The following is a 21489-nucleotide window of genomic DNA, read 5'->3' on the forward strand; positions in this document are numbered from 1 at the left end:
CGGTTTTGGCATTATAGAGTAAAAAATAAATAAGTTATGAATTTGGCAAATGGTCAAAGCACTTGATTCCATAGCAAGCGTTGATATTACTGAGATAACACCAGATATCTTTATCGAAAAGTATCAGAAAACAGGCACGCCAGTTGTTATCACTGGTTTATTAACCACGATTGATTGGAATTTAGACTATCTATGCGAAAAATTAGGCAAGCAAACATTTTTGTTTAGGAATTACGGCAGTTCCAGGTATCAGCAAGATAAGCGGAATTGGAAAAATATTGGTAGTGGAGTGGCTTTGCAAAGTATGCCGTTTATCGAGTATGCCGAATTGTTACGCGATCGCACTGCGCATGAAAACGACATTTACTTAGGTAAATGTTCTTTAAAAGATACTATTCTGGCACAGACACCTGCATTAAAAGTTATTGGCAATCAACTCGGTTTAACCAAGCCCGCGACTGATTTTAATTTATATATGGGACCTGGGGGACACATATCAGGTTTACACTATGACTCTGTAGACGGTACACTGATGCAGATGTATGGTGAGAAAAGAGTCGTGTTGTTTCCTCCTTCTCAGACATATAATCTCTATCCTTTTCCTGTTTATAATCATATACGCTACGGTTTAAAGTTACGTTCTTGGTTCAGTCGCGTCTCACTCGCACAACCAGATTTTGAATTATTTCCCCGCTTTAAAATTGCACTTCAGCATAGATATGAAGTTATCCTTAAGCAAGGTGAAACGCTATATATTCCTATGTGCTGGTGGCATGATGTCACGGCATTAGGCGATGATATGGTGTGTTCGGTCAATCGATTTTGGCGTGTCTATCCTACATCACGAGTAATACGATCGTGGAATCGATGGCGTGCAGTTTGCGGGCACATTTTTGCATTACCACATATGTGTATGAGTTTTGCGATCGCACTTTCCGGCAGTGATAGAAAACAAAAACTTAGTAAGATTCTCCATAGATTGTAAAGTTCGATAAAGTTTGTCAAATTGCGTGAGGAATCGAAACTTATGAACCTATTCACTATTTCCGTCGCAGTCGCTTGTTTTATTGTGACGTTTGTCTTAGCAAGTTTGGCGGAACACTAGCTGCATCAGTTGATGCACATCAACGCCATCGAGAGTATCACCGTTGCAATGAAGAACAAGGCGTCATCTGGGAATACGGAAACACCAGCATATACAAGTACACCATCACGCCAATACCTATTCTCAATAAGCTGCTGGCAACTGAGAAAATAATAATCTCAATCAAAAAGTAGGTGTCGCTAGCAGTGAGTCGTTACTGATCGGTGCAGTTAACCTCGGTTAATTCTTTTTGCCATAACCTTAAGCTCATGCATGAATTCTAATGAAGCTTAATAATACTAATTGTTAGGTAAGTCTTAAGCTTGGTAAATTTCAAAACTTTTAAGTATTTTCACTGCGTTTTTGTACTTTTTCATCAGTTAAAATACAGGCTACGCATCTTTTTTAGACTATAAAACACATATCAATAGAATAGTATTCATTTATAAAAAATGTATCATGAATTATCTGTCGTATTCAGGTAATAAATTAAACATTTTGTCTTTTTTGAGTTTTCACTTTATTTAAAAAATAATAAATAAAATATGAGTATAATCGCAAAACTGCGTCATCCTAGCCTTCAGTTGTATTCATTTTTGTCGCGTTTTTCACTGCTAAAAAGCTACAAAGGAAAAATTATGATTGTTGCCTTTGTAGGCACTCATATACCTCTTTTAAGTTTACTCATATATTTTATTAGCACAACATCTTTTCCTTTTCAATTGAAGCTGCGTATTATCATTATTGCTCTATTAGCTACTTTGATAGGTACAGCCCTAACACTCTATGCACTGCATAATCTACTAGCACCAATATCACTCACCTTTCTAGGATTAAGAAAATACTTACTTTACAAACAACTGCCAAACTTGCCCACGGAATTTACTGATGAAGCAGGAATTCTCATGGCAGATACAGTCCACACAATCAAAAAACTCGACCAAGTAATTGATTACATGGCAAGCTACGACGATTTAACAGGTTTGCCAAACCGAGATTTATTTCGCGATCGCCTGCAACAGGCTGTATCGCAAGCCCACGATAGCCACCAAACGTTGGCAGTGATGTTCCTCAGCTTGAATCGTCTCAAAAGAATTAATGATACTTTGGGATATCATGCTGGAGATGTGCTATTGAGAAGTGCGGCTCAAAGATTTACTAATTGCATAAATGACAACAACATTTTGGCACGCGTTGGTAGCAACACATTTGCGATTGTGCAAACTCGTTTTCGCACTGTTGACGATATCGTTAACTTAGCTGAAAAAATTTGTGACACCGTTGCTAAGCCGTTCGCGATTGATAATCATGAGATTACTACTGGTGCTAGTGTAGGAATCGCGATTTATCCTAGTGATACGACAAATATCGATCATCTTGTCGGGTATGCAGATACAGCAATGCATCAAGCACAAAGACAAGAATTAAATAATTATCATTTTTATTCAACTGATCTCAACAGTAGTTTGCAAGAACGGCTAGCTTTAGAAAATGAACTATATTATGCACTGGATCGTGGTGAACTTTTACTACACTACCAACCCCAAGTTTCTCTACACAGTGGACGCATAATTGGTGTTGAAACTCTCATTCGCTGGCAAAATCCGGCAAGAGGGTTAGTCTCTCCTGCAAAGTTTATTCCCATTGCGGAAGAAACAGGTTTAATTGTTCCAATTGGTGAATGGGTTCTCCGTACAGCTTGCGCCCAAAGCCTGACATGGCAAGCACAAGGGTTTCCCTCATTGAAAATTGCAGTTAATTTATCAGCGCGTCAATTCAAGCAACAAAACCTTGTCCAAACAGTGAATCAAGTTTTAGAGACAACAGGTCTAGATCCACATTATCTTGAACTTGAATTAACTGAAAGCCTGATGATAGACAACATCCAACAATCTATCAATATCATGCAACAATTGCATAATATGGGAATTGTACTTTCGGTTGATGACTTTGGAACAGGTTATTCCTCTTTAAATTACCTCAAACGATTTCCGATTCATACCCTAAAAATTGATCAGTCTTTTGTCCGTGACTTAGTAGTAGACTCTGACGATGCCGCGATCGTTGATGCAATTATTTCTCTAGCCCATAGTCTTAATTTAAGTGTTATTGCCGAAGGTGTCGAAAGTCAGGAGCAGCTAACCTACTTACAAAACAAAGGTTGTGACGAAATACAAGGCTACTACTTTAGCCGTCCACTCCCTGCTCATACCTTCACCCAACTGCTAGAAGAAGGTAAAGCCCTGAATAATATTACATTACTTGACGTTACTTAATGCTCTTACAAACCTAAATCTACTGCTACCCGATGTGCACACGCAAATCCTGAAAATGCTACTGCGTTTAAACCTTGTCCAGGAAAGGTACTATCACCAACACAGTAAAGACCAGAAATTGCAGTACGATTAAAGGGCATTCCTAACAACCCCCGTAACCTACGTTGTGGTATGGGGCCATAGGTACCGTCATTGCGATTGAGAAAACGCCGGTGAGTGCGTGGCGTGCCTACCTCCATGTAATCTAATCCTGCATCTAACCCAGGGAAGATTTTTTCTAGTCGTTCAATAACACGTCCTGCTGCTGCTTCTTTCTTTTGTTCGTACTCACTTGATGAAAGTGCTTGCCAAGCATCTACCCAACTCGGTGTAAAGGCATGAACAATGTGATAACCAGCAGGTGCTAAATCAGGATCGAGTAAAGTTGGAATGGAAACGAAGAGCGTTCCTTCAGGATCTGCCATTTTTTGCCAATCTTCTAACACAATATGATGACATTCAGTACCGATAGGTAAAACATCAGCTTGCACACCTAAATGTAAACTTAAGAAACTAGGCGACTTTTGATATCTTTGCTGCCATTTACGTTCTGCTACTGGCATATCAGATGCGGGAAGTAGCTTCTCAAAAGTATCCCAGCGTGTTGCGTTAGAGATAATTCGCTTAGCATAGTAAGTCTTACCCGAAGCTAACTCAACGCCAATGGCGCGATCGCCATCTAGTAAAATTTACTAACCCGTGCTTTGTATTGAATTTCTCCACCTGCTTTTTCTAATCCTGCCACCAGTTTTTGAGCGATTTGACCTACACCACCTTTGGGGTAATTGATTCCGCCATAATGCCGATCGGAAAATACCATTCCTGCGTTGATCATAGGCGTTAAATTTGCAGGAACCACCGACCAACAATAGCACTCTATGTCAATAAATTGGAGTAATTCTGGATCTTTAATGTAGCGCCGCGCTATGTCTCCAACATTTTTTGGTAAATATTTGACTAATCCTAAGCAAGCAAGAGGATGCTGAAAAAAGACTCTCGTTAAATATCGAGGTTCTTCCAGCGATAATAATTCCATCGAGTTGAGACAGTTGAAAACTTTCCAGCACTCATCATAGAATTGACGCATTCCTTGCCTCTCATGCGGAAAGATATTTCCTAGCTCTTGCAAGAATTTCTCATAATTTTTGTGAACTTTCAGTTCAATGCCCTTGGGCAAATGATAGTGAATCTGCACAGGGTCGGCAATTGTTTCTAGTTTGACATCAACCGCTTCTAGAGCTTTTGTGAGTAGATTAGTTGTACCTTGAGTCCCAAAGCCAAAAATCATCGAAGCCCCAACATCAAAGCGATAGCCTTCTCTTTCAAAGTATCCTGAACTACCGCCAGGAATCGTATAGCTCTCAAGAACGAGAACCTTGGCACCTTTTGCTGCTAACTGAGTTGCACTCACTAGTCCGCCAATACCAGAACCTATAATGATGGCGTCGAAGCACAGGTGAGCATTTGGATGCGATCGCGAAGAATTAGCAAGCATGAAGATATTAGGTTACAAGAATTCTCGAAATATAGTGTAACGCTTCTTGCGATCGCTCAGCACTAGTGACTAAAGGGTGAGCCTATAAAAAAAATAGGGATCAGTCTGCTACTGCTGACTAACCCCGTCTGCCGATCTTTAAAGAGAGGAGAACACTAAATGTCAATATAAACTTGATTGATAAATCTTGTCAATAGCTAATGCAAATTATTTTCAACAAACTGCAAGAACTCTTCTGTTGAATTGGCAATCAAAGTTACTCAAAGACTGGGAACACCAGAACTTGGGAACGTAAAAAGAATATCTCCCTGTCTCCAAAAATAAACTTAATGTTGAACGACTGACACCAATTTAAAAAATAGTTGCAACAAATCACAATTCTCCTCTGGTTCCCAATAGGTAGCAACCTGAAAGCAAAATGGCATGACAACCTCCCAAGCCGCGTTGGAAGAGAGTATGATGATGCAGACCAGTAATCTGATGAGACTATGACGCTGCAGTTGCGTGTTTACGTTCCACCCCACCCATTAATTCAGCATTGGCTAGGCGTTGCTCGTGATGCTGCTACGCCTTCAGTTCTCTTTAAAAGTGCTATGACAGAATTAGGGCGCTGGTTAACTTATGAAGCAGTAAGAGACTGGCTACCCACGCAAGACGTAACTATAGACACGCCTTTGGCGAGTGCACCTGCAACTTTAGTTAATCCTGAAGCACCGATCGCTGTTGTTCCTGTTTTACGCGCTGGATTAGCTTTACTAGAAGGGGCGCAAACACTGCTACCTTTAGCATCAGTTTATCACCTGGGCTTAGTCCGCGACGAAAAAACACTACAAGCAAGTTGCTACCTGAATAAACTCCCTGAACGGTTCGCGCCAGAGACACGAGTTTTAATCACTGAGCCAATGTTAGCAACAGGTGGCTCAATTATGATGACGTTAGCAGAATTAGAAAAACGGGGAGTTGATCCGAGTTTGACGCGGATCATTTCAGTTGTTGTCGCTCCTCCAGCACTACAAAAAATAGGTGGAGCTTATCCAGGTTTAGTGATTTATACGGCAACAATTGATGAAATGGTTAACGAAGACGGATTTATTGTTCCTGGTTTAGGAGATGCGGGCGATCGCACTTTTGGTACTTAAGATTAAGCTCTCGGCAATAAGCTTAATCACCTACCATTTGAATAAGATGAACTAAGCAGCCGGAGTATAACGATAGTTACTTCATAAAGTCTACAATTTTGTTAATTGGGGAAAATCAATAACAAGCAACTGAGCACCAGGTGACAGTGTATTCCCAAAAGGCGGTAATTAATATGAATCAACGTGATGGCTTTGCCAGTGGTTTTTTAACTGGCACAATTGTTGGAGGGATTGTAGGTGGTGTTATCGGAGCTTTACTAGCTTCCCAAAATACTAATTATGAAGCAACAGGCGATCTTCCCGAAAAGCGCAACTCGAAATCATCCGACAATAATAGACTGAAGCGACGCCCACTCAAAGCAGCATACTCGGATCAGAGTATTGAAACTGCACGGCGCAGTTTAGAAGACAAAATTGCTCAACTCAACGAAACGATTGATGAAGTTCGATTGACACTAGGACAAGTTAATGGCAATCAACCAGATAGCGATCGCTCGGTGTCTCAGGATTCCTAGCACACGACCTGCGGTTAATGTCAATGACTTTGCAGATCTTTCTTGTTAAAGATCCCAAAAGCGTTAATATCGGCTAAATTAAAATCATTCTTGGTTTAAATGCAATTTAGTAACTGACTTCCTATCTATGAGTTCCATTTACTTACTGACAAGTACACTCGTTACATTCATCACCATTTACACCTACATCTTAATCATTCGGGTGCTGCTCACTTGGTTTCCTAACATTGATTGGTATTCGCAACCTTTTGCGGCAATTAGCCAGATTACTGACCCTTATTTAAATCTATTTCGCTCGTTCATTCCTCCATTAGGAGGAATCGATATCTCACCGATCTTGGCTATTTTGCTATTACAAGTAGCAGGTGGTCTAATCGGTGGCTTACCAGGAGCTTTTGCTTACTACTAAACCAATAATCTAACTTATCGTCGAACTTGACCACTAAAACCGGCTGCTTTAAACTGCTTTAACTTTAAAGGAGTAGGTTGATTAGCCGGTACAGAAATCCTTAGCTCAAAATCGCTGGTACCTGGTGGTAATTCAGCAATAGAACCTAAGCGAGTACGATTTTGCATGACGGGTTCGTTGTTGGCATCGTAAATTCTGCCAAAAATATCAGCATCGTATACTGGTTTGTTAGAAGCATTTTCAGCTTTACCAGTCACAATAAAGCAGTTTGCTGCCATTGTAGTCCCACTTGTTACTGCTCCCTCGGAGAGTTCTTGGGGACACTCGTGATAATTGACATTAGTAAGTTTGATTTGGGTGAGTGCTAACGCTGGGGGACTCCATAAAAAAGTTATCAGCCCCATAAAGCAAGTGACGAGAATGACAGTAAAACCGCGATACATAGACAAAGATAGAAAAACATTAATTGTTACCAACCTCAGCTTAAGCTGAGTTTTTTGTAGGGACAAGCATTTTTAGAAGTTTTGTATTCAACTTTATATCGTAGAATAAAGAATCGGGACTTAACTTGCTATGAACCCTACGGAGATTGAAGCTACCCTGCAAGCGGCATTTCAAAACTGCGAAAAGGCTGGCTGCGCTCTGACGGAGCAACAAAAAGAAATTATAATTCAAGCGATCGCACATCAGCATTCACTCGAAAATACAGATAGTGCTTCGACAAATCCACTTGCGGAACTCACTACAGAAGAACGTCGTAGTTTTTGGGAATATATTAAACAACAGCAACAGCAAGATCGTGATTGGAAAATTCAACTGTTGAATGATTGGTTCATGAGCCGTGATTCTGGAAAAGTGCAGTTTATTCGCGATCGCTACGGCTTGCAATGGTTAAATCGCATCAAACCAGTTCACATTGCCGAATATGCAGATGAGACAGAAGATGCTTTGAGACTCAAAGTTGGCGATCGTATTGAAGTCTCAAATGGCTTGTGGGAATGGGTGCAAGAAACAGGACCTTGTCAGCGAGAGTGGTATAGTTGTACTGTGCTTCAAATTAAGGAAGCCGATGATGGCAATAACACAACAAGCTGTATTGTTCGCTTAAGCAATGGTGCAGAATACGAAATTCAAGGCATATACAGCTGGAACCGTTATAATTGGCGTTGGATGTCAGAATAAACTTGACGTTGCAACTTTACTCTAATTTTTCGAGCGCATCACGTACATCAACTAGATGATTGTTAAATACTTCTAGTGCAGCATCTAGAATATTAAAAATAGCTGGGTCACGTACAGAGTAAAATACATAGTTACCTTGCTTACGGCTTGTAACTAAATTGCGACTGCGCAGTACAGCGAGTTGCTGAGATACTGAGGATGGATCGGCTTGAACCCACTGGGCAATGCTATTCACGCTTTGTTCTCCCAGTCTTAAAGCATCTAAAATTTGAATTCGTACTGGATTGGATAATACTTTAAACAGATCAGCTTTAAAATAACTGGGCTTAAACATTACTTACATACCTGTGTATCTTCAAAGCTTTTCAGTTTGCTTAACATTTTAGCATCTGAAAGCGCAAGTTATAACTTGAACAGAGTTAATTTAATTCAAGTTTATATACTCAAATTCTAAAAATTGAGCAGCTGTGTTTTTGCGATCTTGAAGCTGAGTTTGTACTTGTCGCAGTCTATCAAGATATTTAGTAATAGTAATAGTTCCTTCATCGTAAGTGGTTAACAGTTTTTTATGACTAACTCCTAATGGAGAACCGTGGGCATGACTTTGATATCGCTGCATCATTCGTGGTGAAATTGGTTGTTCCAATTCATTAGAAACGATAATAACTTCTGGTTTGCAATAATCAAAAACTGATGGGCAATAACCATCTTCTTTGCCATGATTAGCTGCTACAAAAATATTAACTTGTCGTAAGCGATCGCAAAAATGAGGCGACTTGAGAAGTGACAACCAACCTGCTGTTTTTAGATTACTTGGAAAAATTATATTAATATCTCGATAGGACAAAAAAGTCACCAAGCTCAAGTTATCAGCATTCTGAAATTCTGAGTAATTGTTCCAGAAAAATGAAACGGCGACATCATCAATTTTCATCACCTGAGTACTTCCTACTCCTGGAGGTGTATCTGACATAAAGGCAAGAGCATTTTTGAATCGCTGATTTAAACGTTGTAATCCTGGAAATTTTTCAGCATCAACTGAGGGGTTTGCAAGATAAAAATGAATTGGTAAGCAGTGTTCTAAAGACTGATTCAAAAGATCGGCAAAACCAGATAAATGCTCTTCTGTATAAGCAGGAACAATCAAGCATTCTAGAGAATTGCAATGCTTTTGCACAATATATTGTGAGGGTCTAAATCCTGTGTGCGAATAGCCACTATCAAGAAGTATTGTCCGGTGATCGTCTGTAATCACAACTGCACAGAATCCGCGATCAACATCAAAAATTTTAATTTCCATTGTCTTAATATATATCTCACAAAATGCTACAAATTGACATTTCACTCATAAACACAATCAAACGCAATTGTGTATGAAGCAGTAGGTCGTGCTTGTTTAAGAAACCGCAAGTGTGCTTCTGCTTTTGTCCGAGAAGAAAACTTGGCAACAACAATGGATTGCAGATTAGGAAGGTGACGGACAACATACCACACGGAAGTTGACCTCTCAATCTGATTTTGTAAATAACGCTCAACGTGATTAGACTCAACATCCATGTATCTGTACATCTGAATAAGTTAAATACGCTCAAAGGGCGCAGTTGACTTGGATATCGCTGCTTGCCACACCTTAGCATGGGTGCTAATCTATATGCAAGACTTTGCAGATACAAAGATACAAAGATATATATTGGAGTTGGATAGCACCAGATGACACGAGCAAACCTTCTGAAGATTACTAATTGGCGTGGTGACTTGACTGGAGGGCTGACAGCAGCAATTGTGGCGCTTCCTTTAGCATTAGCATTTGCCGTAGCGAGTGGCGTAGAACCGAAAGCCGGACTTTACACAGCAATTGTGGCGGGGATTGTAGCAGCAGTATTTGGTGGTTCTCCTGTACAGATTACAGGTCCTACAGGAGCAATGGCAGTTATCTTGATTGGGATTGTTGCCAAGTACGGAATTGAAAAAGTGTGGCTTGCTGGGGTAATGGCAGGAATCATTCAAGTTGCCCTAGGAGTTGCCAAGCTTGGTAGGCTGGTCAAATTTATTCCTTATCCAGTTACTGCCGGTTTTACGAATGGCATTGCCATCATCATTTTTTGCGGACAATTGAATAATTTTTTCGGTTTACATTTATCGCGCAGCGAACACTTTTTGCCAGGATTATGGGCAACACTAACGCATCTAGAGGGTGTCAATTGGGCAGCAGTAGGGTTAACCCTGATGGTAATTACTACCAAACTGCTTTGGACGCAGATTACTACTGGCATCCCAGGCTCATTAGTTGGTTTAGTCTTAGCAACAGCGATCGCTGCTTGGTTTGATCTCGATGTCCCCACCATTGGTTCAATTCCGCAATCATTGCCAATACCGCAGACAATTCCTCATTGGAATAACTTTCAGCTTATTCAAGAACTGATGAGTCCAGCATTAGCACTAGCAGCTTTGGGCAGTATTGAATCGTTACTGTCGGCAGTAGTAGCAGATGGCATGACTGTCAGCGAGAAGCACAATAGCGATCGCGAACTTATAGGTCAAGGTTTAGCAAATATCGTCGTGCCTTTCTTCGGTGGTATTCCAGCAACAGGAGCGATCGCCCGTACAGCAGTTAATGTCCGCGCTGGCGGCAAAACGCGGCTTTCTGGTGTCATTCACGGCATTGCATTGGCAATCATTGTTTTAGTATTAGCTCCCTTAGCAGCACAGGTTCCTTTAGCAGCCTTGGCAGGTATTCTCATGGTTACAAGTGTGCGGATGATTGAGTGGGAAGCGATCGGGTTGTTGATGCGAGCAACATACTCTGACTTTGCTGTCATGATTCTTACGTGGCTAGTGACTGTTTGTTTTGACTTAGTATTAGCAGTAGAAGTCGGCTTGATTGCCGCAGGAGCATTGTTTATTAAACGAATGAGTGACCTTAGTTTAGGTAAAGTATCTGAAATAGAAGCCTTTCCGCCTGGTATACCCTTGGAGCTAAGTAAACAAGTTGCTGTTTACCGAGTTGATGGTCCCTTATTCTTTGGGGCTGCTGAGCGCTTTGTGACTTTTTTGCGCGACGAACCAGAAGTAAAATACTTGATTTTACGGTTGCGATTTGTGCCTAATATGGACACTACTGGACTTGTTGCATTAGAAGACATTTACTATGACTTAAAACGACGCAACTGTCGTTTGCTACTAAGTGGTTTGCAACCCCAGGTAAAGCAAATGCTAGAACGTAGTGGCTTACTCGACAAAATAGGTAAAGAAAATTGCTTTGAAACTACTGATGCTGCAATTTGTGCGCTGTCTCCTGAACTTGGATGCCATCAAGAGTTAGTATCTGTTCGTGAGAACTAAACAACTAAATGACCTGTAATTTAATCAGTGCCATACAAGCTTATTTCTTTTTAGAGAAACATTTATACTAGATTTCACAATGCAACAAATTAGCGGCTGTGCCTGTAGTCAACCTCATCAATTTCCTCGTCGTCATTTTTTGCGATCGCTCTTACCTGTAATTGTTGTTCCTGTTTTACTAAAAACCTTACCAGCTAGAGCCGCAGAACATCAGGCGAAAGCATTAGTACTTAGTTGTATTGATTTTCGCTTTCTAGAGACAGAGCGCTATTTCTTGTCGCTGCAACATCTGAGTAATCAATATGATTGGACAGCTTTAGCAGGCGCTTCTCTAGCATTATCTGGTTTTCCCCATACTGCTGAGGCTGAGGTATTTTGGGATCAACTAGAGTTGTCTCACAAGTTACATCACATTACAAAAGTAATTGTCTTAGACCATCAAGATTGTGGAGCATATGCTAGTAAAATCGATCCTGAGTTAAGTAGCGATCGAGAACGCGAACAACAAGTTCATGGAGATTACTTAAATCGAGCTTATTGGGAAATTCGCAAGCGATATCCTGATCTCAATATAGAGCTTTATTTTGTAACTCTTAATGCTGAAGTTCAGGCTGTGATGCCTACACAATCAAGTCTCAGCTAACGCTTGATTAATTGCTGTTGTAAAGCTTGACGCATAATATCGACAGGGACTGATTGCTGTAACCAAATTTGAAGCGCTGCTGCGCCTTGTTGAACGAGCATTTCTAGTCCATCGATTGTCATTGCGCCTTGTTTTTCTGCTTGTTGGAGAAACTGAGTAGGACTCGGAGTGTAAATTAAATCGTATGCGATCGCCTTTGGAGACAAAAGCATCATCTCTGTAATGCTTAATGGCGATGCTTCAGTGTGCGGATGCATTCCCACAGGAGTTGTGTTGACTAATAAGGTTGCTTGAGGAATCAACTGTGGTAGTTTTTCCCAAGCATGAACTTGTAGTTTACTGCTAGTATCTGCATTGTGCCAACTAGCGTAAAATTGCTGTAGCTTTTGCCCGTTACGACCAATCACATGAATTGTCGAACAACCTAATTGAGCGCAAGCTGCTACGACTGCTCTTGCGGCTCCTCCATAGCCTAAAATAACGACTACAGCATTATTCCAATCGCGATTTAAATCTTGCAAAGGAGCAAGAAAGCCTTCAACATCAGTGTTAGTACCTACCCAAGCATCATCCTGACGCCAAACTGTATTAACGGCTCCCACCGCTTGAGCGACAGGAGAAATTTCTGATAGCAACGGTAGAATTGCCTGTTTATGGGGAATTGTGACATTAAAGCCTTTTAAGTTGATTGCTGCAAATCCAGCAACTGCTGTTGTCAAAGCTTCTGGTTTAACTGATAAAGGTAAATAAACATAATCTAGTCCTAAATGGGCGATCGCTGCATTATGCATTACCGGAGACAGCGAGTGTTCTACCGGATGCCCAATCACGCCAAGTAGTTGTGTTTTACCTGTAATCACCTACAAATACCCAAACCAAATAAATGACACATATTAAAGCTCTAACCTCTAACCTCTATCTATTTACATAGATTACATGGTTATAGTCCACGTTAAGATTATTAAAGTAACTTAACATTTATTGAGATTATGCAGGTGACTTCTGCTACTACCTCAATTCCTGGCAAATATTGGCAGTGGCGAGGGCAGTCAATTTATTATGTACGGGCCGGACAATCCTCCCAGTATCCACCCATACTATTAATACATGGATTTGGTGCTTCAACCGACCACTGGCAAAAAAATGTTGCTGGGCTGTCGCGTGATTTTGAAGTATGGGCAGTTGATTTATTAGGTTTTGGGCGTTCTGCTAAGCCAAAGTGGCAATACAGCGGAGATCTATGGCGCGATCAGTTGTATGACTTTATTCAAGAAGTCATTGGTCAACCAGTTGTGTTAGCTGGTAACTCTTTGGGTGGATATACTAGTTTGTGTGTTGCTGCTCAGCGTAAAGATGCAGCTGCGGGATTAGTTTTATTAAATAGTGCAGGACCTTTTAACGAAGATCAGCCTACGCCTGAATCTGAAGCAGTACAATCAGAGATTCAACCACCAAAACAGTCTGATTTTATCCAAAAATTTTTGCAAGAGTCGGCAAAGTGGTTTTTTCAGCAACCCTTAGGACGTTTCTTATTATTTCAGTACATCCGTCAACCTTGGGTTATCCGGCAAACCTTAGAAAAGGTATACCTTGATAAAAGTGCGATCACAGAGCAATTAGTAGAAGACATTTACCGTCCTGCTTGCGATCCTGGTGCCATCGATGTTTTTGCCTCTGTGTTCAGTACTCCTCAGGGAGAAAAAGTTGATACGCTGCTAAAACAGTTAGATTGTCCCTTACTGCTGTTGTGGGGAGAAGCAGATCCTTGGATGAATGCTAGAGAGCGATCGCCTAGGTTTCGCAAGTATTATCCAGAATTAAAGGAATATTTTTTATGGGCAGGACATTGCCCTCATGATGAAGTGCCAGAACAAGTTAACTCTCTGTTAAGCGACTGGGTACTCACATTGAGTCGCTAATTGCGAATCACTAATCAAATGTCAAGGGTCTAGCCAGAATAGATGGACTAGACCCTTTAGGAAATAAGACTCAACTTCTTCAAATTGAATTTGGAATAGAGAGGTAAGTGGAATAACAACTAAGGTTTACTAGTTTCGCAACTCCAGCATAGAAGTGTCTTTCTTGACCAAGGTTAGGCGTTACCCATGTTAGGTGTGTTGCCTCTGAAGCTATGCTTGGTATTTGCTGTTGATAGTTCTACGACGGGAGACACCGAGCCGAGAACCTTTCCTTTTTGGATGTGGTTTTATCCATCTGGTGCCTTAATATTTAAGTTATCACGTTGTTTGATAACTGCAAGTAGGTATTTACTCAAGTTTAAAAGTCTTAGAACTTTGCAACAACAACCGACACATTCAGCAACACACCAATAACTTTCCTTTGTAAACCCCCTAACCTCTGACCTCCAAACCCCGACCCCTCTTCTTCCTACCAATTCCACATCACTGGGTTTTCGTCTAAATGGTCAGTCACAATGCGACCAATAGCGTCAATTTCTGCTAGTTCTTCAGTACTGAGTTGTACTGTAGCAGCTTTAGCGTTACCAACAGCTTGTTCTGCGGTTCTAGCACCAACAATGGCTTGGGTTTGAGGCTGGGCAATTAGCCACGCGATCGCCAAATTTGCAAGAGAAGCTTGATGGCGTTCAGCGATCGGACGAAGTTTTTCTAGGGCTTGCTGCGCCCGTTCGTAGTTTTCGCCTTGAAACAGCTTATTCTTAGAACGGTTATCTTGGGAATCAAATTGATGACCTTGACCAAATTTTCCTGTTAATAACCCTTGAGCGAGAGGAGAATAGGCAAGAATCGAAATGTTATGCTCAACACAATAAGGCATCACGTCTTTCTCAACCCAGCGCCAAAACAGCGAGTAAGGCGGCTGAATGCTATCAATGCGTCCGTGTTGTGCAGCTTCTTCTAGCTGAGGGCGCGAGAAATTAGAAACCCCGATCGCCCGAATTTTACCTTGCTGCTTTAATTGATTTAAAGCACTCATTGTTTCTTCGATAGGGACAGTTTCTGTGTTAAAAGAACCCGAAGGCCAATGAATTTGGTAGAGGTCAATATAATCAATTTTCAGATTTTTCAGCGAGCGATCGCAAGCTTCGAGTACTTGATCGTGTTTCAAGTGATTGGCAAAAACTTTTGTAGCGTAAACAATGCGATCGCGTGGTACATCAGTTAAAGCTTGTGCAATGACTTGTTCTGAGTGACCATTACCATATACTTCTGCTGTATCAATTGTTGTCATTCCAGCATCCACTGCAGCGCGAATAGCTTTGATACATTCTTCATCCTCAATACCAACCCACTGTTTTTGACCAGCTTGCCATGTTCCCATCAAAATGGGAGTAATGTAGATATCAGTTGTGCCTAAGCGTCGCTTCTCCATTTTTACCTCATAGTGTTCTTTGTTTATTGTGCAATGCAGTTGGGTAATGGGTAATGGGTAGTATATCTATACAATTTGAACTACAGCAACTGAGTCAAAGCAAAAGCGATCGCTGCACTACCCAGAGGAACCGTCAAATTATCTATACCAAATTTAGAGAAAGCTTCTAGACTAGTAGCAACTAGGGCAATAACTAGTGAAATCATCCAGGTTTGCCAGATGTTACCTTGTATACCCAGAAAAATCAGGCTACTAACGATGTAACTGACGACAGCCATTGTCAAAGAACCTTCCCAGCTTTTTTGAATTCCCCAAATTTTGTAGCGATGCTTACCAAATTTTTGACCAATTAAGGCAGCTAAACCATCACCCCACGTCATTACCAAAATGCCTAAAGCTGCATATTGAGGTTGTTCTACAGACCAAAACCAGGCAACTAAGATGCCAATACTCACCGCGTAAAAAAACGTGCCAAGGCTTTGGCGTCCAACACTATTAATTCCAGGCAGAAGCGGAAATTTATATGAGAGCAGGGTAACAACACTTGCTACAATTGAAGCACCAATACCTATACTTGCAGGGATATTTAGCCACCAAGCCAACAAAATGATGTTACCTGTGCCAATGTGAACAATCTTGCGCGTAATTTCTGAGTCGGCACTAGTATAGCGATTGGCAATTAATGCTATTAATAGGATCGCACCTATCCAGGTTCCTACAACAGTAATTGGCTGCCACAATGGTACTGATTCTAACTGAGTTAAAGTAAGCAAGGTCTTGACTTAAGCTGAATGTAAGTATTCTTGTTACACTGTATCGAGAATTTGGCTCTGTGATGAAACGTCTGATTCTTTTCTTAATTCGCGGCTATCGTATTTTAATTTCACCGCTGTTTCCTCCTACTTGCCGCTTTCATCCTACCTGTTCGCAGTATGCAATGGAAGCAGTTGAACGCTTTGGAGCATGGCGTGGCGGAATTTTAGCAGTGCGACGGGTGCTGCGTTGTCATCCTTGGCATCCAGGTGGTTACGATCCAGTACCGAAATAACTGCATCAGCTTGGCGAATAAATTCGCAGCTCAACTAACTAAGTCCACCTGCGTGGACTTACTGGTAGATCTTTTGCTTGAGTGTGCGCTCGTCACACTTTTGATTCAAACACTAACCTACTGCTGAAGCTGTATTGCGCTTTAATATTCCATCTTCCATGTGAATGATGCGATCGGCAACGTCTAAAATTCGATTGTCGTGGGTTACTAGCAAAATTGTGCAGCCTTGCTCTTTGGCAAGAGTTTGCATTAAGTTGACCACATCTCGACCGGATTTGCTATCCAAAGCCGCAGTAGGTTCATCTGCAAGTACTAGTTTAGGATGGCTAACCAGAGCACGGGCGATCGCAACCCTTTGTTTCTGTCCGCCAGATAAATTATCAGGATAATAATTGATGCGCTCTTTTAATCCTACTTGTTCTAACATCCCAATTGATCGCGCTTTCATCTTTGTGGGAGGTATCTCTCGATGCAATTCCAAACCCATTTTGACGTTTTGTAACGCTGTTAAGCTGCTATGCAAGTTGTGTGATTGAAAGATGTATCCGTGGTATTTTCGGGCTTGCGTGAGTTGTTGAGATGTTGCGCCGCACAATTCTTGCCCCAAAACTTGTAAGCTTCCAGATTGGGCAGAACGCAATCCCCCAATCAACGTTAGCAATGTTGTTTTTCCAGAACCCGAAGGACCCGTCATAATCACAATCTCGCCTGTGTTAATTTCGAGATTGATATCAAATAAGACTTGCTTGCGAAGTTGACCTTGACCAAAGTAGTGGTTGAGGTTGTGAACTGAAATAGCGATCGCCATTGTTCATTCCTAAAACATATCTGCTGGATCGGCGGACTGGAGTTTACGAGTGGCAATTGCCCCCGAAAGCGCACACATCACAACTGTTAGCACTAAGACAAACACAGCCCTTGAAGCTGTCATATAAATTGGTAAAGCAGTTGCGTTAGCAGCTAGGGCATAAAGTCCCAAAGGAAGAATAGCACCAGGGATAAATCCGAGAAATGCTAGGATAATTGCTTCTTCAAACACAACGCTCAATAAGTAGGAATTGCTGTAGCCCATTGCTTTAAAGGTGGCGTACTCCTTGATGTGCGCGTTCACGTCAGTTGATAGCACTTGATAGACAATCACAACGCCAACAACAAACGCCATTGTAGTTCCTAACCCAAATACAAATCCGATTGGGCTTGCACTTCTCCAATAGTTTTCCTCAAATTGCACATACTCTTGAGTTGTCAGTACGCGGACATCTTCAGGTAAATGAGATTCTAAGGCAGCAGCAACTTGTTGAGGATCGTATCCTGATTTCACTTGGATCAACCCCAGACTAACACTAGCAGCATCTCGTCGTGGAAAGAGACCCAGAAAAGTTTGATCGCTCACCATTAAGTTGGCATCTGCGCCAAAAGACGCTCCCAAGCTAAACAGTCCGGCAATTGTTAATGTCCGGCGATCAACTTCAGTCGTCGTTGTTGTTCCTTGCTCTACTTGGGCGATCGCCTCTGCATACTGACCTCTAGCACCGCGATCAAAAAGAACTGTATCCGGTAACTTCAGCTTGTCAAGTTGTTGATTAACTTCTGGTAGGTCAAACGCTGGCTCGTCGGGTGCAAATCCTAACACTTGCACAGTGGCATTGAGGCGAGTTTGAGGATTTCGCCAAGTGATGCTGTTGATGTACAGTGCGGTTGACGTTTGCACACCTGGAACATCTTTTGCTTGAAATAGTCGCCGCCGTGAAAAGGTAGATAAATTTTGCAGATTAAGGGCTTTGGGACTGAGCAAAACAATGTCAGTTGACATCGCACGACTGACACGGGTATTACTGTCATATAATGCATTTTGAAAGCCCAGCTGCATAAACATCAGCACATCTGCAAAGGCGATACCTGCTAGTGCAACCAGTAAGCGACCTTTCTCGTGACTCAGTTGCAGCCATCCAAGAGGAGTGCGACGCTGTAATTGTTGAATGAAGCCGATCATTGTTCAATAAACCTTCTGTATAAATCGCAAACTTCCTCCGACTTCAGTCGGAGCTACCCAAGCAAAGTGTACCTTCGTACACTAAGACAAGATTTTTACTGGTAATTCCACGGAGGTGGACTTTGTTTATAGTGTGCGAATTTATTCGTAATTCTTTTCATGCAGGAGATTCAATCACCACCTGAACTTGCAGATTCGTAAATTGAGCAGCTTTTTGACTAGAGGCATCATCTAAGTTGATTTGCACCTCAATCACTCTGGCATCGATATTGGCACTCGGATCGGTGTTGACGATCGCTTGTCGGCGTACTTGAGAACCAACCCATTCAACTGTCCCTGTTAATTCACTCGCAATTGAATCGCTTGTGACTCGAACTCGTTGCCCGACTTGAACTTTACTGATATCGCTTTGATAGACTTCTGCGATCGCTTGCATCTGCTGCGTTTGCCCAATCTCTGCAATGCCATCTGTCGAAACCACTTCACCCGCTCGTGTATAAATATCTAGCACTTCACCATCAATCGGAGAACGCACTACTGATTGCTCAAAACTTGCCTTTGCTTGATTGCGGGCAGCGATCGCTCGATTCACTTGTGCTTGTGCCGAACGCACATCGACAGGACGCACCTCAGCAATTTGCTCTAGCGTTGCTCTTGCCCTGTTTAACTCCGCAGGAGTTGTCAAACGCAGGCGATCGAGATTAACTTGCGCTTCTTGGACAGATTTTTGAGCCGTGTCTAATGCTAAGCGTCTGCTGTCACGTTCAGATGCGGAAATTGCTCCTTCTTGATACAGTAATTGATAACGATTAAACTCGGCTTGGGCATTTTGTAACTCAGATTGCAAGCGAGCCACAGTTGCTACTTGTGCAGCAATATTGCCTTGGCGTTCTGCGCTTAATCGAGCAATTTCTGCTCGTTGTGCATTGATTTCACCTTGTTTTGCACCTGCTTGAATGACGTCGAGTTGAGTGCGTGCCACATTTACTTGTTCCTCTGCTTCTTCAAGAGCAGCTTTACGTTGATCGTGCGAGTCCAGAATGGCAATAACTTGACCTACTTGAATGCGATCGCCTTCTTGCACTAGTAATCGCTCAACTCGATTGCCTTGACTTGACGTTGGAGCCGAAAGTTTAATGACGGTACCCCGTGGCTCTAATCGCCCTAGTGCAGTGACTGTTTCAATTACAGGAGTTATCACAGGTGCATCAGCCTCTTGTTGATTCGATGCCACTCGCATCCATCTATATGTCATTGCACTACCGACGCCCAACAGTATAATTCCCGCAATTATCACTCCTCGCTGGGATATTGCTTTAATAAATTGATTCCGACTCTGAATCGTATCTTGCATAAGTCACATCCTGAAAGCGCAGATATATTAAGTTAGTCCAACCTTACAGAAGTAGGCTTTGAGGTCTTCTAAAGAACAGTCTGGCGAGAGTAATGCAATGTAGTTATCTGGTCGCAGCAGTACTTTGAATGGTTTTTGACTACCAAAAATTTCCACAACTTTTGGGTAAAGCGGAATGATCTGAAAATCGATACACTCACCGAATTCTTCAAGTTCCGGTTTCAGATACTCATCATTGTGTTGCCCATCAGAAAACACAAGTAAGTGAAACTTAGGACTGCGCAACTGATCGTAAACGTTCTCGCCACTGACTAGAAAATACGGCATTCGATCTCCGGCTTTGACCTCGAAGTGGCTTTGCTGATGTTGGCTTAAAGAACTGTCGCGGTAGTCTAGTCCAATTTGCGAAATCATGGGAAACAGAAACTCTTTTGCAGCACTAAACTGGGTCACAAACCCCGCAATGCTTGGAAAAATATTGTCGCGGAAGAAACGAAAATACCAGCGATCGCTTGCTGCAACCTCAAAAAATTGGTCAGTCGTCTGTAACAACCGTTTCGCATTCGCTACGCGTTCCTCGTTGTAAGTTGCTAGCAATGAATTGTGAGCATTACCCCGTAAAACGAAAGCCAGCTTCCAAGCAAGATTATAAGCATCCTGAATACCCGTGTTCATGCCTTGTCCCCCCGCAGGCGTATGAATATGTGCCGCATCACCTGCTAGAAAGCATCTACCAGCTGAGAACGTCTCTGCCCGCCGAGTATGCACTTTGTATGTCGAAAACCAATGTAAAGCTGTAATTTCTAGCGGTTGTTGCACCAATTGCTTGACTTTAGGTTCGACTGCATCAAACAGGATTTCTCGATCAATTTCATCTTCATACTCAGGCAAGTTACCGATCAGCCGCCAGCGTTTTTCATCTTGCATCGGCACCATCAGCACAAAGGAGTCATGTCCTAATACTGGATATGCTGTGCCCTCATCTTTTGAAAATTCCATCTGCACATCCGCCACGTAAAACAAGCGTGGATGCGTTGAACCTTCAAAGGGTAAACCGAGAATCTGCCGAGTAGGACTACTCGCACCATCACACCCCACTAAATAAGATGCTTCGATTATTTGCGTTTCGCCACTGATGGTTTTGACCACCACTCTTACATTGTCTGCATCTTGTGTTAATGATTCCAATTCGGTCTGCCACAGCACAGCCTTACCGTTACGCTGGAGATGCTCGTAAAGCAAATGCTCGTTTTTGCTTTGTTCAAATACAAGCATAAATGGAAACGGACTAAGCCCTGCACCAAAGTCTGAAAAATCGAGGCGGGCACTAACTTTACCGTCATGCATGAAGGCAACTTGTTGTACCTGTTCTCCCCCAGCAACAGCTTTTTTCGCCAAATCTACCTGGTCGTAAATTTCCAACGTACGAGCATGCACTACCAGCGCCTTGGATAGCTCAGTAACTCCTTCTTTCTTGTCAAAGATGACAAAATCAATGTTGTAGCGCATCAACTGCACAGCAAGCGAAAGCCCTGTGGGTCCTGCGCCGACGATAATGACGTTTGTTTGAATGGTGTTTTGCATACTTTTGTGCCTCCTGTTCCAGAAGCAATAAACTA

At 42.0% G+C, this 21489-nt stretch carries 21 protein-coding genes and 1 pseudogene; 10 read left to right on the forward strand and 12 right to left on the reverse strand.

The window, feature by feature from the left end; genetic code table 11:
* Positions 1 to 49: 49 nt before the first annotated feature.
* Together CSQ79_RS21180 and CSQ79_RS21185 are read left to right on the forward strand one after the other, a co-directional pair.
* The gene (locus CSQ79_RS21180; RefSeq protein ID WP_099703109.1) at positions 50 to 985 is read left to right on the forward strand and encodes a cupin-like domain-containing protein; all 936 of its coding nucleotides are present in this window, start codon (positions 50 to 52) and stop codon (positions 983 to 985) included.
* 644 nt (positions 986 to 1629) lie between these two features.
* Complete coding sequence (locus tag CSQ79_RS21185) at positions 1630 to 3360, forward strand: putative bifunctional diguanylate cyclase/phosphodiesterase (protein WP_099703110.1); 1731 nt, start codon at positions 1630 to 1632, stop codon at positions 3358 to 3360.
* Between the two features lie 5 nt (positions 3361 to 3365).
* Here CSQ79_RS21185 and crtH read toward each other — a convergent pair.
* Positions 3366 to 4894: pseudogene (crtH, locus tag CSQ79_RS21190) on the reverse strand (carotenoid isomerase).
* Between the two features lie 488 nt (positions 4895 to 5382).
* Between crtH and upp the strand changes: the two are divergent.
* The 3 genes from upp (at position 5383) to CSQ79_RS21205 (ending at position 6957) form a co-directional block, all read left to right on the forward strand.
* Complete coding sequence (gene upp, locus CSQ79_RS21195; protein WP_099703111.1) at positions 5383 to 6033, forward strand: uracil phosphoribosyltransferase; 651 nt, start codon at positions 5383 to 5385, stop codon at positions 6031 to 6033.
* Between the two features lie 173 nt (positions 6034 to 6206).
* A complete protein-coding gene (locus CSQ79_RS21200; RefSeq protein WP_099703112.1) occupies positions 6207 to 6548 on the forward strand; it encodes a ssl2009 family thylakoid membrane protein in 342 nt (113 codons plus the stop codon).
* Positions 6549 to 6684: 136 nt separating this feature from the next.
* Positions 6685 to 6957 (forward strand): YggT family protein, encoded by a 273-nt coding sequence (locus CSQ79_RS21205; protein WP_099703191.1) that lies wholly within the window; start codon positions 6685 to 6687, stop codon positions 6955 to 6957.
* A gap of 14 nt (positions 6958 to 6971) precedes the next feature.
* On the opposite strand, the gene CSQ79_RS21210 is transcribed toward CSQ79_RS21205, so the two are convergent.
* Positions 6972 to 7400, reverse strand: a complete 429-nt coding sequence (locus CSQ79_RS21210; protein ID WP_099703113.1) for a hypothetical protein — start codon at positions 7398 to 7400, stop codon at positions 6972 to 6974.
* A gap of 130 nt (positions 7401 to 7530) precedes the next feature.
* On the opposite strand from CSQ79_RS21210, the gene CSQ79_RS21215 reads away from it, so the two are divergent.
* Entirely contained in the window at positions 7531 to 8139 is a 609-nt protein-coding gene (locus CSQ79_RS21215) for a hypothetical protein (RefSeq protein WP_099703114.1), read from the forward strand.
* Positions 8140 to 8155: 16 nt separating this feature from the next.
* Here CSQ79_RS21215 and CSQ79_RS21220 read toward each other — a convergent pair whose 3' ends face one another.
* The 3 genes from CSQ79_RS21220 to CSQ79_RS21230 all read right to left on the reverse strand — a co-directional run bounded on the left by CSQ79_RS21220 (position 8156) and on the right by CSQ79_RS21230 (position 9696).
* The gene (locus CSQ79_RS21220; RefSeq protein WP_073551402.1) at positions 8156 to 8473 is read right to left on the reverse strand and encodes an ArsR/SmtB family transcription factor; all 318 of its coding nucleotides are present in this window, start codon (positions 8471 to 8473) and stop codon (positions 8156 to 8158) included.
* Positions 8474 to 8563: 90 nt separating this feature from the next.
* On the reverse strand, positions 8564 to 9439 hold the full coding sequence (locus CSQ79_RS21225; RefSeq protein WP_099703115.1) for a ComEC/Rec2 family competence protein: 876 nt from the start codon (positions 9437 to 9439) through the stop codon (positions 8564 to 8566).
* Between the two features lie 41 nt (positions 9440 to 9480).
* Positions 9481 to 9696, reverse strand: a complete 216-nt coding sequence (locus tag CSQ79_RS21230) for a hypothetical protein (RefSeq protein ID WP_099703116.1) — start codon at positions 9694 to 9696, stop codon at positions 9481 to 9483.
* Positions 9697 to 9849: 153 nt separating this feature from the next.
* Between CSQ79_RS21230 and CSQ79_RS21235 the strand changes: the two genes are divergently transcribed.
* Both CSQ79_RS21235 and CSQ79_RS21240 read left to right on the forward strand, forming a co-directional pair.
* Positions 9850 to 11481 carry a SulP family inorganic anion transporter gene (locus CSQ79_RS21235; RefSeq protein WP_099703117.1) on the forward strand — a complete coding sequence of 544 codons (1632 nt, stop codon included), beginning with the start codon at positions 9850 to 9852 and terminating at the stop codon, positions 11479 to 11481.
* A 79-nt stretch (positions 11482 to 11560) separates the two neighbouring features.
* Positions 11561 to 12124, forward strand: a complete 564-nt coding sequence (locus CSQ79_RS21240) for a carbonic anhydrase (protein WP_099703118.1) — start codon at positions 11561 to 11563, stop codon at positions 12122 to 12124.
* Here CSQ79_RS21240 and CSQ79_RS21245 read toward each other — a convergent pair.
* Positions 12121 to 12984: a shikimate dehydrogenase gene (locus CSQ79_RS21245; protein ID WP_099703119.1), complete on the reverse strand. Its 864-nt coding sequence runs from the start codon at positions 12982 to 12984 to the stop codon at positions 12121 to 12123. The genes CSQ79_RS21240 and CSQ79_RS21245 overlap by 4 nt on opposite strands.
* A 129-nt stretch (positions 12985 to 13113) precedes the next feature.
* On the opposite strand from CSQ79_RS21245, the gene CSQ79_RS21250 reads away from it, so the two are divergent.
* Positions 13114 to 14043 carry an alpha/beta fold hydrolase gene (locus CSQ79_RS21250; RefSeq protein WP_099703120.1) on the forward strand — a complete coding sequence of 310 codons (930 nt, stop codon included), beginning with the start codon at positions 13114 to 13116 and terminating at the stop codon, positions 14041 to 14043.
* A gap of 469 nt (positions 14044 to 14512) precedes the next feature.
* On the opposite strand, the gene CSQ79_RS21255 is transcribed toward CSQ79_RS21250, so the two are convergent.
* Both CSQ79_RS21255 and CSQ79_RS21260 read right to left on the reverse strand, forming a co-directional pair.
* Entirely contained in the window at positions 14513 to 15475 is a 963-nt protein-coding gene (locus CSQ79_RS21255; RefSeq protein ID WP_099703121.1) for an aldo/keto reductase, read from the reverse strand.
* Between the two features lie 80 nt (positions 15476 to 15555).
* A complete protein-coding gene (locus CSQ79_RS21260; RefSeq protein WP_099703122.1) occupies positions 15556 to 16248 on the reverse strand; it encodes a diacylglycerol/polyprenol kinase family protein in 693 nt (230 codons plus the stop codon).
* A 62-nt stretch (positions 16249 to 16310) separates the two neighbouring features.
* Here CSQ79_RS21260 and yidD point away from each other — a divergent pair, with 62 nt between their 5' ends.
* A complete protein-coding gene (gene yidD, locus CSQ79_RS21265; protein WP_099703123.1) occupies positions 16311 to 16523 on the forward strand; it encodes a membrane protein insertion efficiency factor YidD in 213 nt (70 codons plus the stop codon).
* 112 nt (positions 16524 to 16635) lie between these two features.
* On the opposite strand, the gene CSQ79_RS21270 is transcribed toward yidD, so the two are convergent.
* The 4 genes from CSQ79_RS21270 to CSQ79_RS21285 all read right to left on the reverse strand — a co-directional run bounded on the left by CSQ79_RS21270 (position 16636) and on the right by CSQ79_RS21285 (position 21454).
* Positions 16636 to 17331, reverse strand: a complete 696-nt coding sequence (locus CSQ79_RS21270) for a DevA family ABC transporter ATP-binding protein (RefSeq protein WP_099703124.1) — start codon at positions 17329 to 17331, stop codon at positions 16636 to 16638.
* A gap of 9 nt (positions 17332 to 17340) precedes the next feature.
* A complete protein-coding gene (gene devC, locus CSQ79_RS21275) occupies positions 17341 to 18516 on the reverse strand; it encodes an ABC transporter permease DevC (RefSeq protein WP_099703125.1) in 1176 nt (391 codons plus the stop codon).
* A gap of 157 nt (positions 18517 to 18673) precedes the next feature.
* Positions 18674 to 19870, reverse strand: a complete 1197-nt coding sequence (locus tag CSQ79_RS21280; protein WP_099703126.1) for an ABC exporter membrane fusion protein — start codon at positions 19868 to 19870, stop codon at positions 18674 to 18676.
* A gap of 27 nt (positions 19871 to 19897) precedes the next feature.
* Positions 19898 to 21454 carry an FAD-dependent monooxygenase gene (locus tag CSQ79_RS21285; RefSeq protein WP_099703127.1) on the reverse strand — a complete coding sequence of 519 codons (1557 nt, stop codon included), beginning with the start codon at positions 21452 to 21454 and terminating at the stop codon, positions 19898 to 19900.
* Positions 21455 to 21489 lie beyond the last annotated feature (35 nt).

This window comes from Gloeocapsopsis sp. IPPAS B-1203 (assembly GCF_002749975.1).
Taxonomy (GTDB): Bacteria; Cyanobacteriota; Cyanobacteriia; order Cyanobacteriales; family Chroococcidiopsidaceae; genus Gloeocapsopsis.